This window comes from Enterococcus ureasiticus (genome assembly GCF_001730285.1).
Lineage (GTDB): Bacteria > Bacillota > Bacilli > Lactobacillales > Enterococcaceae > Enterococcus_L > Enterococcus_L ureasiticus.
Genome location: NZ_MIJZ01000001.1, coordinates 554986 through 571037, shown reverse-complemented (window position 1 = coordinate 571037; position 16052 = coordinate 554986). Strand labels below are relative to the sequence as shown.

15 protein-coding genes and 1 pseudogene are annotated in these 16052 nt (G+C 38.6%); 14 read left to right on the top strand and 2 right to left on the bottom strand.

All coding sequences use genetic code 11. From position 1 onward, the window contains the following. Positions 1-58: 58 nt before the first annotated feature. The 5 genes from BCR21_RS02690 to purB all read left to right on the top strand — a co-directional run bounded on the left by BCR21_RS02690 (position 59) and on the right by purB (position 5043). A complete protein-coding gene (locus BCR21_RS02690; protein ID WP_069644972.1) occupies positions 59-640 on the top strand; it encodes a xanthine phosphoribosyltransferase in 582 nt (193 codons plus the stop codon). A gap of 2 nt (positions 641-642) precedes the next feature. After that, complete coding sequence (locus BCR21_RS02685) at positions 643-1971, top strand: nucleobase:cation symporter-2 family protein (RefSeq protein WP_069644971.1); 1329 nt, start codon at positions 643-645, stop codon at positions 1969-1971. Between the two features lie 155 nt (positions 1972-2126). Further along, positions 2127-2615 carry a 5-(carboxyamino)imidazole ribonucleotide mutase gene (gene purE / locus BCR21_RS02680; RefSeq protein ID WP_069644970.1) on the top strand — a complete coding sequence of 163 codons (489 nt, stop codon included), beginning with the start codon at positions 2127-2129 and terminating at the stop codon, positions 2613-2615. Continuing rightward, positions 2608-3729 carry a 5-(carboxyamino)imidazole ribonucleotide synthase gene (gene purK, locus BCR21_RS02675; protein ID WP_205684829.1) on the top strand — a complete coding sequence of 374 codons (1122 nt, stop codon included), beginning with the start codon at positions 2608-2610 and terminating at the stop codon, positions 3727-3729. The genes purE and purK overlap by 8 nt, the downstream gene beginning before the upstream one ends. Positions 3730-3747: 18 nt before the next feature. Then, a complete protein-coding gene (purB, locus tag BCR21_RS02670) occupies positions 3748-5043 on the top strand; it encodes an adenylosuccinate lyase (protein ID WP_069644968.1) in 1296 nt (431 codons plus the stop codon). A gap of 56 nt (positions 5044-5099) precedes the next feature. Here purB and BCR21_RS02665 read toward each other — a convergent pair whose 3' ends face one another. Both BCR21_RS02665 and BCR21_RS02660 read right to left on the bottom strand, forming a co-directional pair. Further along, positions 5100-5423, bottom strand: coding sequence for an inorganic pyrophosphatase (locus BCR21_RS02665; protein WP_069644967.1), 324 nt, complete (start codon positions 5421-5423; stop codon positions 5100-5102). Between the two features lie 72 nt (positions 5424-5495). Further along, positions 5496-5882 (bottom strand): hypothetical protein, encoded by a 387-nt coding sequence (locus BCR21_RS02660; RefSeq protein WP_069644966.1) that lies wholly within the window; start codon positions 5880-5882, stop codon positions 5496-5498. 278 nt (positions 5883-6160) lie between these two features. On the opposite strand from BCR21_RS02660, the gene purC reads away from it, so the two are divergent. The 9 genes and pseudogenes from purC (at position 6161) to purD (ending at position 15995) form a co-directional block, all read left to right on the top strand. Next, positions 6161-6895 carry a phosphoribosylaminoimidazolesuccinocarboxamide synthase gene (purC, locus tag BCR21_RS02655; protein WP_069644965.1) on the top strand — a complete coding sequence of 245 codons (735 nt, stop codon included), beginning with the start codon at positions 6161-6163 and terminating at the stop codon, positions 6893-6895. A 22-nt stretch (positions 6896-6917) separates the two neighbouring features. Beyond that, positions 6918-7166, top strand: a complete 249-nt coding sequence (gene purS / locus BCR21_RS02650; protein WP_069644964.1) for a phosphoribosylformylglycinamidine synthase subunit PurS — start codon at positions 6918-6920, stop codon at positions 7164-7166. A gap of 1 nt (position 7167) precedes the next feature. Beyond that, complete coding sequence (gene purQ / locus BCR21_RS02645) at positions 7168-7851, top strand: phosphoribosylformylglycinamidine synthase subunit PurQ (RefSeq protein WP_069644963.1); 684 nt, start codon at positions 7168-7170, stop codon at positions 7849-7851. Beyond that, positions 7848-10070, top strand: a complete 2223-nt coding sequence (gene purL / locus BCR21_RS02640) for a phosphoribosylformylglycinamidine synthase subunit PurL (protein ID WP_069644962.1) — start codon at positions 7848-7850, stop codon at positions 10068-10070. The genes purQ and purL overlap by 4 nt, the downstream gene beginning before the upstream one ends. Next, positions 10055-11503: an amidophosphoribosyltransferase gene (gene purF, locus BCR21_RS02635; RefSeq protein ID WP_069644961.1), complete on the top strand. Its 1449-nt coding sequence runs from the start codon at positions 10055-10057 to the stop codon at positions 11501-11503. Before purL ends, purF begins: the two co-directional genes overlap by 16 nt. A gap of 47 nt (positions 11504-11550) precedes the next feature. After that, a complete protein-coding gene (gene purM / locus BCR21_RS02630) occupies positions 11551-12591 on the top strand; it encodes a phosphoribosylformylglycinamidine cyclo-ligase (protein ID WP_069644960.1) in 1041 nt (346 codons plus the stop codon). Between the two features lie 2 nt (positions 12592-12593). After that, a pseudogene (gene purN, locus BCR21_RS17150) lies at positions 12594-13145 on the top strand (phosphoribosylglycinamide formyltransferase); the annotation flags it as partial. A 30-nt stretch (positions 13146-13175) separates the two neighbouring features. Continuing rightward, positions 13176-14717: a bifunctional phosphoribosylaminoimidazolecarboxamide formyltransferase/IMP cyclohydrolase gene (purH, locus tag BCR21_RS02625; protein ID WP_069645545.1), complete on the top strand. Its 1542-nt coding sequence runs from the start codon at positions 13176-13178 to the stop codon at positions 14715-14717. Positions 14718-14729: 12 nt separating this feature from the next. Further along, the gene (gene purD / locus BCR21_RS02620; RefSeq protein WP_069644959.1) at positions 14730-15995 is read left to right on the top strand and encodes a phosphoribosylamine--glycine ligase; all 1266 of its coding nucleotides are present in this window, start codon (positions 14730-14732) and stop codon (positions 15993-15995) included. Positions 15996-16052 lie beyond the last annotated feature (57 nt).

Sequence of the window (16052 nt, the reverse complement as noted above, 5' to 3'; positions counted from 1 at the left end):
GTCTTTTTGTTTTTATAAAAAGTGTCGCATAGAAAAATTGGTGAAGGAGTCGGAAGAAATGGAAGAATTAGTACAACGAATCAAAGAGGATGGGCGCGTTTTGGGTGAGGGTGTTTTGAAAGTAGACAGCTTTGTTACCCACCAAGTAGATCCTAATTTAATGGAGGCTATCGGCTATCGTTTTGCTGAAGTATTTGCAGATGCCGGTATCACAAAAGTTGTCACGATCGAAGCTTCAGGGATCGCACCTGCTCTTTTTGCGGCAAAAAAATTAGATGTACCGATGATTTTTGCTCGTAAAGCAAAAAGTCTAACTATGGACGAAGAGTTATTGACAGCATCTGTTTATTCGTTTACTAAACAAGTGACAAGTCAAATATCTATTTCAAGAAAATTCCTATCAAGCGAAGATAAAGTATTGATTATTGATGATTTTTTAGCAAATGGTCAAGCAGCAAAAGGATTAGTCGAATTGTGCCAACAAGCAGGAGCTAACGTGGATGGAATCGGTATTGTTATTGAAAAGTCTTTCCAAGATGGCCGAGTTTTATTAGAAGAAATGGGTATGCGTGTTGTTTCATTGGCTCGTATTGCTTCTTTGAAAAATGGCGAAGTAGATTTTCTTGAGGGGGATGCATAAACTTGCAAAGCAAAACAGAGCTAAAGAAACCAATCGAGCAACCTGAGACAGAAAACGGTAAGGCGGCAGTCTTGGGTCTACAGCATTTATTGGCGATGTATGCTGGCGCTGTGGCTGTACCATTGTTGATTGGAACCGGCTTAAATTTTAATTCAGAACAGATGACCTATTTGATTTCTATCGATATTTTTATGTGTGGAATTGCAACTTTGCTGCAATTAACTGTTAATAAATTTTTTGGAATTGGCTTACCGGTGGTACTTGGCTGCGCAATTCAAGCGGTGGCGCCGTTGATCATGATTGGTAGTGATAAAGGTGTGGGCGCAATTTATGGCTCAATTATCGCTTCTGGTATTTTTGTTGTGTTAGTCTCAGGTATTTTTTCTAAAATCAAAAAGCTATTTCCACCTTTAGTAACTGGGACTGTGATCACCGTGATCGGTTTAACACTGATCCCAGTTGCAGTCGAAAAAATGGGCGGAGGGCTCGCGACTGATCCTAATTTTGGTGATGGGACAAATTTACTTCTAGCTTTTGTAACAATTGGATTGATCATTGTGATTCAGGTTTGGGGTAGAGGGTTCATCAAATCAATCGCTGTATTAGTTGGGTTAGTTGGTGGGACGATTCTTGCGGCTCTTTTAGGTCAAGTGAATTTAGCGCCAGTTGGTGAAGCGACATGGTTTCATTTTCCGCAGCCATTTTACTTTGGTACGCCAACCTTTGATATTTCTTCAATTGTATTGATGATCATTATTTCGATTGTTAGTATGGTTGAATCAACAGGTGTTTATTTTGCTTTAGGGGATATTACAGGCAAGCACATTGGTGAAAAGGAATTGAAGAAAGGATACCGGGCAGAAGGATTAGCAGTTATTTTAGGTGGTATTTTTAATACATTCCCTTATACTGGTTTTTCTCAAAATGTTGGGTTAGTTCAGCTTTCAGGGATCAAAACAAGACGACCGATTTATTATTCAGCATTCTTCTTGATTGCATTAGGATTACTACCGAAAGTTGGAGCAGTTGCTCAAATCATTCCAGAACCTGTTTTAGGCGGTGGGATGCTAGTAATGTTTGGTATGGTAGCGGTACAAGGTATGCGTATGTTGTCGAAAGTTGATTATAATAATGATAAAAACTTACTGATTATTGCGATTTCAATTGGCTTTGGTCTAGGATTCAATATGCTTCCAACCTTATTCCAACAAATGCCCGAAACGTTAAGAATGTTCACAGGAAATGGCATCGTTATGAGTAGTTTGACAGCGATTATTTTGAATTTATTGTTTAATGGTCTGAAAAGTGAAGAGCAGACAGAAGAATTATGATATAGAAAAACCGGACATTTTTCCGGTTTTTCTTTTTTTGTCAGTTTATTACGAACATTAATATTAAAAAAAACTATAATATTCGATTTTATTTTGACAGCTAAGTTTTCCATTGATAAAATATAGAATGAATAGAGAAAGAAAAGGGGAATGTTATGTCTATCGTGGTTTCAGTGGTTATGGGAAGTACATCTGATTGGGAAACAATGAAACATGCCTGTGATAGTTTGGAAGAATTTAACATTTCTTATGAAAAAAAAGTGATATCAGCTCATCGTACACCGGATTATATGTTTGAATTTGCAGAGCAGGCACGTGATCGTGGAATTAAAGTCATTATTGCTGGTGCAGGAGGTGCGGCTCATTTGCCTGGGATGATTGCGGCCAAAACAACTTTGCCAGTAATCGGTGTTCCAGTTCAATCAAAAGCATTGAATGGACTGGATTCATTGTTATCCATCGTTCAAATGCCTGGAGGTGTCCCTGTTGCGACTACTGCAATTGGAAAATCTGGTGCGAAGAACGCCGGACTGCTTGCAGTTCAGATGCTTTCCATGTATGATGTAGAGTTAGCAGGGAAATTAGACGCCAAGCGTAAATTTCTTGAAGAAACTGTGATGGAAAGTAGTGATGAACTTGAATAAACCTTTATTACCGGGACAAATGATCGGTATTATTGGTGGCGGACAACTAGGAAGAATGATGGCGCTTAGCGCACGAGAGATGGGTTTTCGTGTGGGCGTTTTAGATCCAACGGTTGATTGTCCTGCTGCTCAAGTCGCTGATTGGCACTTATTAGCTAATTACGATGACATAGAAGCTTTAGAAGAACTAGCGAAACGCTCGCAAGTCTTGACTTACGAATTTGAAAATGTTGATGTTGGTGCTTTGATGCAGGTTCAAGATTTAGTTAGTATTCCTCAGGGAACGGATCTTTTAGCAATTACACAAGATCGTTTACTCGAAAAATCTTTTTTGGAAGCAAATAATATTGTGATTGCCCCATTTGCTACTATCGTAAGTCCAACTGATATTCAAGATGCTATTGATGGGATTGGTTATCCGTGCGTCTTAAAAACAACCCGTGGTGGTTATGATGGTAAGGGACAATTTGTTTTATACAGTACGTCTGATTTGGCTCCCTCAATGAATATTCTAAGAGAAGGGACTTGCGTATTAGAAGCGTGGATTCCATATGAAAAAGAAATCTCAGTATTAGTAAGTGGGAATGGACAAGGGGAGTTCACAGTTTTTCCTGTGGTTGAAAATATTCATCGAAACAATATTTTACATGAAACGATTGCGCCTGCTCGAGTGGCTGGAGAAGTCGTTGAAGAGGCACAACGGATTGCTCGTGTTATTGCAGAAGCAGTTGATCTAGCAGGGACTTTAGCTGTGGAAATGTTCTTGACAAATGATGGCGGTATTTATGTAAATGAATTGGCACCAAGACCACATAATTCAGGACATTATTCGATCGAAGCTTGCACCATGAGCCAATTTGATGCCCATATTCGCGGTATTTGTGGTTGGCCGCTGCCTGAAGTTGAACTTTTATCAGAAGCTGTAATGGTCAATATTTTAGGCAATGAAATCTATGAAACGATGGATGTTATTTCTGAAAAACCGGATTGGCATTTCCATTACTATGGGAAATCAGAGGCAAAAAAAGATCGAAAAATGGGCCATATCACTATTTTAACTGAGGACATTTTTGAGACATTAGAAGATATTTATCAAACCAATATTTGGGATTAAAAAGGAGCAAATAAACGAATGATCGATCGTTATACACGACCTGAAATGGGTGCAATTTGGACAGATGAAAACCGCTACAATGCTTGGTTGGAAGTAGAGATTCTAGCTGACGAAGCATGGGCTGAATTAGGTGATATACCTAAAGAAGATGTACAAAAAATCCGTGACAATGCATCATTTGATGTTGCGCGTATTTTAGAAATCGAAGCTGAAACAAGGCATGATGTAGTTGCTTTTACTCGTGCAGTATCAGAAACTTTAGGGGAAGAGCGTAAATGGGTGCACTACGGTTTAACAAGTACGGATGTAGTTGACACGGCTTACGGTTATTTACTGAAACAGGCGAATGATATTTTACGGGAAGACTTAAAGAAATTTACTGATATTATTGGTGAAAAAGCGAAGGAGCATAAACATACAGTCATGATGGGGCGTACCCATGGTGTTCATGCTGAACCAACGACATTTGGTTTGAAATTGGCGTTATGGTACTCAGAAATGAAAAGAAATGTTGAACGTTTTGAGCATGCTGCTAAAGGTGTAGAAGCTGGAAAAATCAGCGGTGCAGTGGGGACATTTGCGAATATTTCACCTTTTGTAGAAGAATATGTTTGTGAACATTTAGGAATTCGAGCACAAGAAATTTCTACTCAAGTTTTACCTCGTGATTTACATGCAGAATATTTATCGTCAATGGCTTTAGTTGCGACAAGTATTGAAAAATTTGCAACTGAAATTCGTGGGTTACAAAAATCCGAAACAAGAGAAGTAGAAGAGTTTTTTGCAAAAGGTCAAAAAGGATCTTCTGCGATGCCGCATAAACGAAATCCAATTGGCTCTGAAAACATGACAGGACTTGCTCGCGTTATTCGTGGACATATGGTAACGGCCTATGAAAATGTGACCTTGTGGCATGAACGAGATATTTCCCATTCTTCAGCGGAACGAATCATTATTCCAGATACAACAATTCTATTGGATTACATGCTAAATCGTTTTTCTAATATCGTAAAAAATCTAACGGTATTTCCTGAGAATATGAAACGAAATATGGACTCAACGTATGGTTTGATTTATAGTCAACGTGTCTTATTGAAGTTGATCGATCATGGTATGACAAGGGAAGCAGCTTATGATTTAGTGCAACCAAAAACGGCTTACGCTTGGGATCATCAAACAGCATTTAGACCATTACTTGAAGCGGACGAAAAAATAACTTCGGTTTTATCTAAAGATGAATTAGATGATGCCTTCGATTATAATTATCATTTGAAAAATGTTGATATTATTTTTGAACGTGTAGGATTGGCATAAAAAAATATAAAGTAGCGGAGTCACCATAGGGTGAATCTGCTACTTTTTTTTGTCGATCAGAGTATTTTCACATAACTATCAAAATGCTGTTCAATAAAGAATGTTTGTTCAATAATTTCTTTTTCGCTGATCGTTGTTCCTTCAGGGATCACGATCCACTTTGTCTCATTGTCATCATTTCTATAAATGATCGCACTCACAATTCCCGTAAAGTGACTCATTTTTTGGGGAGGAGTATTTAAAATATAGGCGTCTTGCTCTTCATCGTCTCCACCGATGACCCCAGCTATATAGCCATAATTGATTGGATAAATATTTCCAAATGTGTCTTTATAACCGATTGGCCGATCGACGGTTACAATTACCTTTAATATTTCCATACAGACCTCTCATTTTTAGTAGTAAAAAAGACTAAAACGTTAGAAAGGTTTAGTCTTTTTATTATTATAGTGTTAAATCGTGATTTCTTGAAAAGTACGAATCGGTGAAGAAATTGGTGCTTTCAACTTAGAAAGTAGATGCTCAATAAAAAGGTAGCTACATTCTTGTGAATTGAAATAAACATGTATACAATATTTATTTTTAAAAAAGTGTTGTTCATGTATTTGATTTATGACTAACTCATTGTTAAGACTGTTTATATAACGAAACGTTCGTTTACGTCTTTCTGAATGTCGGTGGAGTGCTCGTTTTAAATTTTTAAATGTGTAGTAAGAGCTATGTTGATTTAACTTATGGACTTCCTCTAATGCCAGTAAATCATTATACAATTTTGTTCTTTCTTCAGGTATTAATCCTGTCAAAAAATCCTGTGCCAAACTGTCATAATCGCTAGTCATCCTTGTGTTCCCTCCTAAAAAATCATCACTAATAAAAAAATCAAAAGTGAATTTTCTAAAGTTTTACTTTCGATTAGCATACCACTTTTCTTAATAGTTGTAAATGCTTACAAGGTTTTCTTAATGTTCGAAATGTGGTTTTTGTATAAACACGAACGTTTCAAGTGTTTTTTACGTTTATTGTTAATGAATGTTTGACTGTTTATAGACAACTTGCTAAACTGTAATCAGATGATAAGACGAATTATAAATATTGTTTTTAAATAAAATATACGGAAATGGATGTGTCGTGGCTGGTGAGAGATAGTATATTATTATACGAGGGAAAAGCAAAGAAATTGTTTGAAACAGATGATCCACAAATAATAAGAGTGAAATATTTAGATCAAGCAACGGCATTAAATGGTGTTCGTAAAGATATTGTGCTTGGAAAGGCACTATTGAATAATCAAATAACAGCACTTGTTTTTGAGCAATTCAAGCTAAAAGGAATACAAAGCCATTTTGTTGAAAAAATATCAAAACACGAACAATTGGTTGAAAGGCTTGAAATGATTCCTTTAGAAGTTGTGGTGAGAAATGTCTCAGCAGGCAGTTTTGCAAAACGATTAGCTATCTCAGAAGGACAGACACTTGAGTTTCCAGTTTTGGAATTCTACTACAAAGATGATACCCTTGACGATCCAATCATCAATGATGATCATGTCAAGATTCTGAAAATCGCAACGGAACAAGAAATCACAACGATAAAACACGAGGCATACAAGATAAATCAAACGCTGATTGAGTTGTTTAAGAAAATAGATATTCGTTTGATCGATTTCAAAATAGAATTTGGCCGCAGAAAAGACGGAACTATCTTATTAGCAGATGAAATCACACCAGATACTTGCCGTTTATGGGATGAAAAAACAAACGATCATTTAGATAAAGATGTGTATCGCAGAAATATAGGGGATATCGTACCTGTATATCAAGAAGTCCTAGATCGCTTAGAGCAAAGGTTCAACTAAAAATAAAGGAGAGTTGTTTAGTATGTATGATGTGAAAGTATATGTTACGTATAAAGATTCGGTTTTAGATCCTCAGGGTGAAGCAGTTAAAGGAGCAGTTCATCGTCTTGGGTTTAGCGAAATTGATGAAATTCGTATAGGAAAGTATTTTGAAATCAAAGTCAGAGAAGCAGCACAACCTATTGAAGCCGTGATTGAAGAGATCTGCGACAAATTGCTTGCTAACGTTAATATGGAAACGTATCGATACGAGATCGAGGAGGAAGCATGATATGAAGTTTGCGGTGATTGTTTTTCCGGGCTCAAATTGCGATATGGATTTGTTATGGGCGGTCAAAGATATTTTAGGTGAAGAGGCTGAATATGTGCGTCACGATGCAGACAGTTTGGCGGGGTTCGATGGCGTTTTGATTCCAGGTGGATTTTCGTACGGGGATTATTTAAGATGTGGCGCAATTGCTCGTTTTTCAAAAATAATTAAGGAAGTGATTCGGTTTGCAGACGAAGGGAAACCCGTTTTTGGAACTTGTAATGGGTTTCAAATATTAACGGAAGCAGGTCTTTTACCGGGGGTGTTATTGCGGAATGAATCGCTGCATTTTGTTTGTAAACCGGTATCTTTAAAAGTAGTGAATAATCAGACCCCTTTTACCTCAGACTATCAAAAAGATGAAGTGATCCAGTTACCAGTAGCACACGGAGAGGGGAATTATTATTGCGACGAATCAACGTTGGAACAGTTAAAAGCGAATCAGCAAATTGTCTTTACCTATGCCAATAAAAATCCAAATGGCAGTCTAGAAAATATCGCAGGAATCATCAATGAAAAGGGCAATGTACTTGGGATGATGCCTCACCCTGAACGGGCGGTAGAAAGTTTGCTAGGTTCAGAGGATGGTTTGCGTTTTTTCAAATCGATTGTTAAAAACTATGGAAAGGTCAGGGCAAGTGTATGATGAAAGTCAAAGAACCTACAGCTCAAGAAATTAAAAGTCAGCGTATTTATTCCGAATGGGGCTTAACAGATGAAGAATATCGAATGATTGAAGAAGATATCTTAGGACGCATGCCAAATTATACGGAAACAGGACTATTTTCTGTGATGTGGAGTGAACACTGCTCCTATAAAAACTCAAAACCCGTATTAAGAAAATTTCCTACAGAAGGACCACAGGTTTTACAAGGGCCGGGTGAAGGAGCTGGCATTGTAGATATAGGTGATAACCAGGCAGTGGTATTTAAAGCAGAAAGCCATAATCATCCATCAGCTGTTGAACCATATGAAGGAGCGGCTACAGGGGTTGGTGGAATCATCAGAGATATTTTTAGTATGGGTGCCAGACCAATTGCAATCTTGGATTCATTACGCTTTGGTGAATTGACGAATGAACGGACTAAATATCTTTTAGAAGAAGTCGTAGCGGGTATCAGCGGATATGGGAACTGTATTGGGATTCCGACTGTTGGGGGTGAAGTGGCCTTCGATTCATGTTACGAAGGAAATCCATTAGTAAATGCGATGTGCGTTGGCTTGATCGATCACAAAAATATTCAAAAAGGTCAGGCTAAAGGTGTAGGTAACGCGATTATGTATGTCGGGGCGAAAACAGGACGCGATGGCATTCATGGCGCAACATTTGCTTCTGAAGAATTTGTTGAAGGCGAAGAACAACAGCGATCAGCCGTTCAAGTGGGTGATCCGTTTATGGAGAAATTACTACTTGAAGCATGTTTGGAATTGATTTTAGAGCACGCTGATATTTTAGTGGGAATTCAGGATATGGGGGCTGCAGGCTTAGTTTCTTCGAGTGCAGAAATGGCTTCCAAAGCAGGAACTGGTTTGATTTTAGATTTAGATGATGTACCTCAGCGTGAAACTGGAATGACGCCTTATGAAATGATGTTGTCGGAGTCTCAGGAACGCATGTTGATCTGTGTTAAAAAGGGGCATGAAGCGGAAGTTGTCGAACTTTTTCAAAAATATGAATTAGATGCTGTAACGATTGGGAAAGTAACAGATGATGGCTTATATCGTTTGAATCATAAAGGTGTGGAGGTAGCGAACTTGCCTGTCGATGCTTTGGCAGAAGATGCTCCTGTTTATAATAAGGAGCGTAAAGAACCAGCTCGAATCAAAAAATTTGAAGCACTAGCAGATTTTCATCCTAATATAATCAGTGGAACAGAAACGTTCTTAAACTTATTGCAACAGCCAACAATTGCCTCTAAAAAGGTGATTTATGAAACATATGATTCTCAGGTTCGAACGAATACAGTTGTGCTACCTGGAAGTGACGCAGCCGTTTTACGCGTCCGAGGAACAAAGAAAGCCTTAGCGATGACTACTGATTGTAATGCTCGTTATCTTTATCTGAATCCAGAAATAGGTGGTCAAATCGCAGTAGCGGAAGCTGCAAGAAATATTGTGGCAAGCGGCGGTCAGCCCTTAGCGATTACGGATTGTTTAAATTACGGATCACCAGATAAACCAGAAGGATTTTGGGAACTTTGGACCTCAGCTGATGGAATTGCAAAAGCCTGTGAAGTCTTAAAAACGCCAGTGATTTCAGGAAATGTTTCTTTATACAATGAAACGAATGGTCAAGCTATTTATCCTACACCAGTAATTGGAATGGTTGGTTTGATAGAAGACCTAGCACATATTACCACGCAAGAATTTAAAACAGTGGATGATTTGATTTATGTTCTTGGTGAAACGAAAGCTGATTTCAATGGCAGCGAGCTACAAAAAATGGCTCTTGGTTTGATCGAAGGGAAAATAATGGATTTTGACTTAGTTGTTGAACAAGAAATCCAACAATTAGTGCTGACGGCGATCAAGGCAGGATTGATCGAAAGCGCCCACGATTGTTCGGAAGGTGGATTAGCGATTGCGTTAGCTGAGTCGGTCTTTAAAAATAAACTAGGAATAGAAGTTGATTTAGCTATGCCGGTTTCATTTCTTTTTTCTGAATCACAGTCTAGGTTTGTCGTGTCGATCAAGGAAAAAAATCAGACTATATTTGAAGAAATGATGAATGGGAACGCAGAGTTTATTGGAAAAATAACAGATAACGGAATAATCAGTATTCAAGCGAAAGATCAAAAAATCGAGGTTTCAACACAAACAGCCAAAGCGTTGTGGGAGGAAGCTATTCCATGTCTTATGAAGTGAAAAGTTTAAATGAAGAATGTGGTATTTTTGGTATTTGGGGACATCCGGATGCCGCTCGTGTGACTTATTTTGGGCTCCACAGTTTGCAACATAGAGGGCAAGAAGGTGCGGGAATTGTTTCTAATAACGATGGCAAACTAAATGGCTATCGGGGATTAGGGTTGCTTTCAGAGGTATTTAAAGATGATCGTTGTTTAGCTTCTCTAAGTGGAAATTCTGCGATTGGTCATGTGCGCTATGCTACTGCTGGAAATGGGAGTGTGGATAATATCCAGCCGTTTTTATTTAAGTTTTACGATGGTGCTTGCGGCTTAGCGCACAACGGTAATTTAACGAATGCAAAAAGCTTACGAAAAGAACTAGAACAAGATGGAGCGATTTTTCACTCGAACTCAGACACTGAAATTTTAATGCATTTGATTCGTCGGAGTAAGCAACCGACATTTATAGAACAGCTAAAAGAAAGTTTACAGACAGTTAAAGGTGGTTTTGCTTATCTTTTGATGACAGAAACGGCAATGATCGCGGCTCTTGATCCAAATGCATTTCGACCATTGTCTATCGGTCAAATGAAAAATGGTGCTTATGTGATTGCTAGCGAAACGTGTGCATTAGAGGTCATTGGGGCTATATTTGTCCGTGATGTGGGACCAGGTGAAGTGATCATTATTGATGATACTGGCTATAAAATAGAGCGTTATACCGAAAAAACACAATATGCAATTTGCTCAATGGAGTATATTTATTTTGCTAGACCAGATTCCAATATAGCTGGAGTCAATGTGCATACAGCACGTAAAAATATGGGAAAACGATTGGCGAAAGAAGCGCCGATCGAAGCAGATATGGTCGTTGGCGTCCCAAACTCCTCTCTTTCAGCAGCTAGTGGCTATGCTGAAGCCAGTGGTATTCCTTATGAAATGGGCTTGGTAAAAAATCAATATATTGCTCGAACGTTCATCCAACCCACCCAAGAATTGCGGGAACAAGGAGTTCGAATGAAACTTTCTGCTGTTCGTGGGGTAGTAGAGGGAAAACGCGTGATTATGGTAGACGACTCAATTGTACGAGGAACAACAAGTCGTCGTATTGTACAATTACTTAAAGATGCTGGTGCCAAAGAGGTTCACGTGCGCATTGCATCACCTCCACTACGATTTCCTTGTTTTTATGGAATCGATATCCAAACAAGAAAAGAATTGATTGCCGCCAATCATTCAGTAGCTGAAATCGAGCAGTTGATCAAAGCGGACTCGCTAAGTTTTTTAAGTGAGCAGGGATTGATCAATGCGATTGGGCTGAATTATGATGCACCTTATTCTGGGCTGTGCATGGCCTATTTTAATGGTGATTATCCAACGCCATTATATGATTATGAAGAGAACTACCAAGCAACGTTAAAGGATAAAGTCAATTTTGCCGCAATAAATTAAAGGTCGTAAAAAGAATATCGTTCATGAATTATTAGGAGGAAATCATAATGGCAAATGCCTATACAAAAGCGGGCGTTGATGTTGAAGCAGGTTATGAAGTGGTCGAAAGGATCAAAAAGCATGTTAAACGAACTGAGCGTATCGGAGTGATGGGCGCACTTGGTGGTTTTGGCGGTTGTTTTGATTTAAGTGCGGTGGAAGTGAAGGAACCTGTCTTGATTTCGGGAACAGATGGAGTAGGAACAAAATTAATGATTGCAATCCAAGAAAATAAGCATGACACGATTGGTATTGATTGTGTGGCAATGTGTGTGAATGATATCGTTGCTCAAGGAGCAGAACCGCTTTATTTCCTTGATTATATTGCGACAGGGAAAAACAGGCCAGAACGCTTGGAGCAGGTAGTCGCGGGTGTAGCTGAAGGCTGTCTTCAGGCAGGAGCGGCATTGATTGGCGGTGAGACCGCAGAAATGCCAGGAATGTATAACGATAATGACTATGATTTAGCTGGATTTGCTGTTGGAATCGCTGAAAAAAATCAATTAGTCACAGGTTACGATATCCGAGAAGGAGACGTTCTTCTGGGATTAACATCTAGCGGAATTCATTCAAATGGTTATTCTCTTGTTCGTAAAGTTTTCTTTGAAACTCATCAATTTAATGGGAATAGCATAATTCCAGAATTGAATGGAAAACAATTAGGGGATGAACTTTTGACCCCAACAAAAATTTATGTAAAGACGATACTACCACTAATAAAACAGGAATTAGTGAATGGTATTGCTCATATTACTGGTGGTGGCTTTGTGGAGAACATTCCTAGAATGCTACCTGAAAATCTGTCAGCAGAAATACACCTAGGCAGCTGGCCGGTACTGCCGATTTTTACAACTTTACAAAAATATGGTCAAATTTCAACAATGGAAATGTATGAGATTTTTAATATGGGTATCGGAATGGTTTTAGCTGTTTCACCTGAAAAAATTGACGATGTTCGCACGATTTTAAGTGAACTTGACGAACCAAGTTATATTATTGGAAATATTACTGGAAAAGACAAACAAAGTGTTGTTTTTAAAGAGGTGTAAGAATGAAATTAGCGATGTTTGCCTCAGGGAATGGCAGTAATTTTCAAGCGATTGCCAAAGCTGTAGCGGATGGAACAATCGATGCTGAGCTTACGTTATTGTTTTGTGACAGAAAAGACGCATATGTAGTAGAACGAGCGCGATTAATGTCGATTCCAGTTATTTCATTTTCGCCAAAAGATTTTGAATCAAAAGCGATGTACGAAGCAGAAATCCTTCATTTACTTGAGGAAGAGCAAATTGACTTAGTGATTTTAGCTGGATATATGAGAATCATTGGACCGACTTTGTTAGAAGCTTTTCCAATGCGGATAATCAATATCCACCCATCTTTATTACCAGATTTTCCTGGACTGTTTGCGATTCGAGATGCCTTTTATGGAAATGTGTCTGAAACGGGGGTAACGATTCATTATGTGGATGATGGCGTCGATACTGGACCGATCATTGCCCAAGAAAAAATAGCGATTGAAGCGAGTGACACACTTGATTCACTGGAAGAAAAAATTCATAATATAGAGCATAAACTGTTTCCAACTGTCTTAGGACAACTTATAAAAACGCAACAAGGAGAGAGCCCGTTCATGACAAAAAAAAGAGCATTGATCAGTGTTTCAGATAAAAAAGGAGTAATCGCTTTTGCGAAAGGTTTGGTAGAGCAAGGAATCGAAATTATTTCTACTGGTGGAACGAAAGCAGCACTTGAGCAAGCAGGAATCACCACGATTTCCATAGAAGAGGTAACTGATTTTCCAGAGATGATGGATGGTCGTGTCAAAACATTACATCCTAAAATCCATGGTGGTTTATTGGGGCGTCGTGATTTGACTAGTCATATGGCTGCAATGGAAACTTATGATATCCAACCAATTGATTTTGTTTGTGTGAACCTGTATCCATTTAAGGAAACGATCCTAAAAGAAGATGTAAAACAAGAGCAAGCAATTGAAAATATTGATATTGGCGGACCTAGCATGTTAAGAAGTGCTGCGAAAAATCATCAATTTGTGACGGTTGTGGTCGATCCTAAAGATTATGAGCGAGTGTTAACTGAGGTTTCAAAAACAGGCACAACAACTTTAGCCACAAGGCAAAAATTGGCAGCAAAAGTGTTTCGACATACTGCAGCATATGACGCATTGATCGCAGAATATTTGACTGATGCAGTAGGTGATAAAGATCCAGAAACCTTGACTTTGACATATGATTTAAAACAAGTATTGCGTTACGGGGAAAATAGTCATCAACAGGCTGCATTCTATCAAAATACCTTGCCTGTTTCATTTTCAATTGCCAGTGCTAAGCAACTTCACGGTAAAGAACTATCTTACAATAATATCAAAGATGCAGACGCTGCGATTCGAATTTCTAGAGAATTTGAGCAACCAGCTGTTGTTGCAGTCAAACATATGAATCCATGTGGAATCGGAATCGGTGAAACAATCAACGAAGCGTATCGATATGCGTATGAAGCAGACCCTATCTCGATTTTTGGTGGAATTATCGTGTTAAATCGTGAAGTTGATCGTCAAACTGCTGAAAAAATGCATCAACTCTTTCTTGAAATCATTATTGCCCCAAGCTTTTCAGAAGCAGCATTCGCTATTTTAAGTAGTAAAAAAAATCTTCGTCTGATGACCTTGGACTTTTCTAGGAAAGATCAGGCTATAGAAGACGAAAAAGTATCAGTTTTAGGCGGATTACTTGTTCAAAATCAAGACATTATTAAAGAAAAAATAGAAGATTGGCAAGTCGTCACTAAAAGACAACCGACTGAGGATGAATTAAAAGCACTCGAATTTGCATGGAAAACAGTCAAGCATGTAAAAAGCAACGCCATTGTTGTTGCAAATAATCACCAAACATTAGGAATTGGCGCAGGTCAAATGAATCGTGTGGGTTCTGTACAAATTGCAATCGACCAAGCAGGGACAAAAATTAATGAAGCCGTTCTAGCAAGCGATGCTTTTTTCCCAATGGGGGATAGTGTCGAATATGCTGGAAAACATGGCATTAAGGCAATCATCCAACCAGGAGGTAGTATAAAAGATCAAGAGTCGATCGAAATGGCAAATCAGTATGGAATCGCCATGGTATTTACGGATATCCGACACTTTAGACATTAAAAGGAGAAGTTGATGGGATTAACGATTTTAGTTATTGGAAGCGGCGGAAGAGAACATGCGATTGCACAAAAAATGATTCAGAGTCCTAACGTAAAGTCTGTTTATTGTGCTAAAGGTAATGCTGGCATGAAGAAAGATGGGATACAATTAGTCGATATTGCAGAAGACGATCATTCTGGATTAATCAAATTTGCGAGAGAGAACGGAATCGATTGGACATTTGTTGGACCTGAAATCCCATTATTGAATGGGATCGTGGATGATTTTACTGCCGCAGGTTTACTGGCTTTTGGACCACTCGAAGCTGCAGCGTTTATTGAAGGGTCTAAAGACTTTGCTAAAAAAATTATGAAGAAATATAAAATACCGACTGCGAACCATCAAACCTTTTCTGACTTTGCTAAAGCTCGAGAGTATGTCATCGAGAATGGAGCACCAATCGTTATTAAAGCGGATGGATTAGCTGCTGGAAAAGGTGTTGTTGTGGCAGAGACCATTGAAGAGGCAATTGAAGCGTTGAAAGATATGCTACAAGAGAATAAATTCGGATCAAGTGGCGCTAAAGTTGTAATTGAAGAATTTCTTATCGGAGAAGAATTTTCTTTACTAGCTTTCGTTCGTGAGCATGAAGTTTACCCAATGGTGATTGCACAAGATCATAAGCGTGCCTATGATAATGATCTTGGACCGAATACTGGAGGAATGGGTGCCTATAGCCCAGTACCCCAAATTTCGGATGAAATGGTCGAAGAAGCAATTGAAACAATCGTAAAACCAACAGCACAGGGAATGGTGGCAGAAGGTAGGTCGTTTACTGGTATTTTGTACACTGGATTGATTGCTACAGATACGGGACCTAAAGTGATTGAATTTAACGCTCGTTTTGGTGATCCTGAAACACAAGTCGTCCTGCAACGGTTAGAAAGTGATTTTGCTCAAATCATTGATGATCTATTAAAAGGTAAACAACCCGATATTCAATGGAAGCAAGAGGGGTATAGCTTGGGAGTTGTTGTTGCAGCTGCTGGTTATCCAGATGATTATGAGAAAGGTTACCCGATTCCAGATTTTTCCGACTTAGAGACAGCACAGGTCTATTACGCAGGAGTAAAGGAAGTAGCTGGACAATTAGTTTCAAACGGCGGGCGTGTTTATCTTGTTGAAGCAAGTGGTGAATCATTAGTTGAGGCGCAAGAAGTTGTTTATAAACTATTGAACAATACTGATACAAAAGGAACTTTTTATCGTAAAGATATTGGTTTTAAGGGACTTAAATAAAGAGTTGGATTACTGGTTTTAAGTTCCGTTCAGTTATAAAACATAGACTGATGTATA

What these genes read in the sequence shown, in the direction of transcription:
- BCR21_RS02665 (WP_069644967.1), bottom strand. Translation starts at nt 5,423, where the DNA reads ATGGAAATATTAAAGGTAATTGTAACCGTCGATCGGCCAATCGGTTAT.
- purH (WP_069645545.1), top strand. Translation starts at nt 13,176, where the DNA reads ATGACAAAAAAAAGAGCATTGATCAGTGTTTCAGATAAAAAAGGAGTA.
- BCR21_RS02660 (WP_069644966.1), bottom strand. Translation starts at nt 5,882, where the DNA reads ATGACTAGCGATTATGACAGTTTGGCACAGGATTTTTTGACAGGATTA.
- purB (WP_069644968.1), top strand. Translation starts at nt 3,748, where the DNA reads ATGATCGATCGTTATACACGACCTGAAATGGGTGCAATTTGGACAGAT.
- BCR21_RS02690 (WP_069644972.1), top strand. Translation starts at nt 59, where the DNA reads ATGGAAGAATTAGTACAACGAATCAAAGAGGATGGGCGCGTTTTGGGT.
- purM (WP_069644960.1), top strand. Translation starts at nt 11,551, where the DNA reads ATGGCAAATGCCTATACAAAAGCGGGCGTTGATGTTGAAGCAGGTTAT.
- purL (WP_069644962.1), top strand. Translation starts at nt 7,848, where the DNA reads ATGATGAAAGTCAAAGAACCTACAGCTCAAGAAATTAAAAGTCAGCGT.
- purQ (WP_069644963.1), top strand. Translation starts at nt 7,168, where the DNA reads ATGAAGTTTGCGGTGATTGTTTTTCCGGGCTCAAATTGCGATATGGAT.
- purD (WP_069644959.1), top strand. Translation starts at nt 14,730, where the DNA reads ATGGGATTAACGATTTTAGTTATTGGAAGCGGCGGAAGAGAACATGCG.
- purF (WP_069644961.1), top strand. Translation starts at nt 10,055, where the DNA reads ATGTCTTATGAAGTGAAAAGTTTAAATGAAGAATGTGGTATTTTTGGT.
- purE (WP_069644970.1), top strand. Translation starts at nt 2,127, where the DNA reads ATGTCTATCGTGGTTTCAGTGGTTATGGGAAGTACATCTGATTGGGAA.
- purS (WP_069644964.1), top strand. Translation starts at nt 6,918, where the DNA reads ATGTATGATGTGAAAGTATATGTTACGTATAAAGATTCGGTTTTAGAT.
- purC (WP_069644965.1), top strand. Translation starts at nt 6,161, where the DNA reads ATGGATGTGTCGTGGCTGGTGAGAGATAGTATATTATTATACGAGGGA.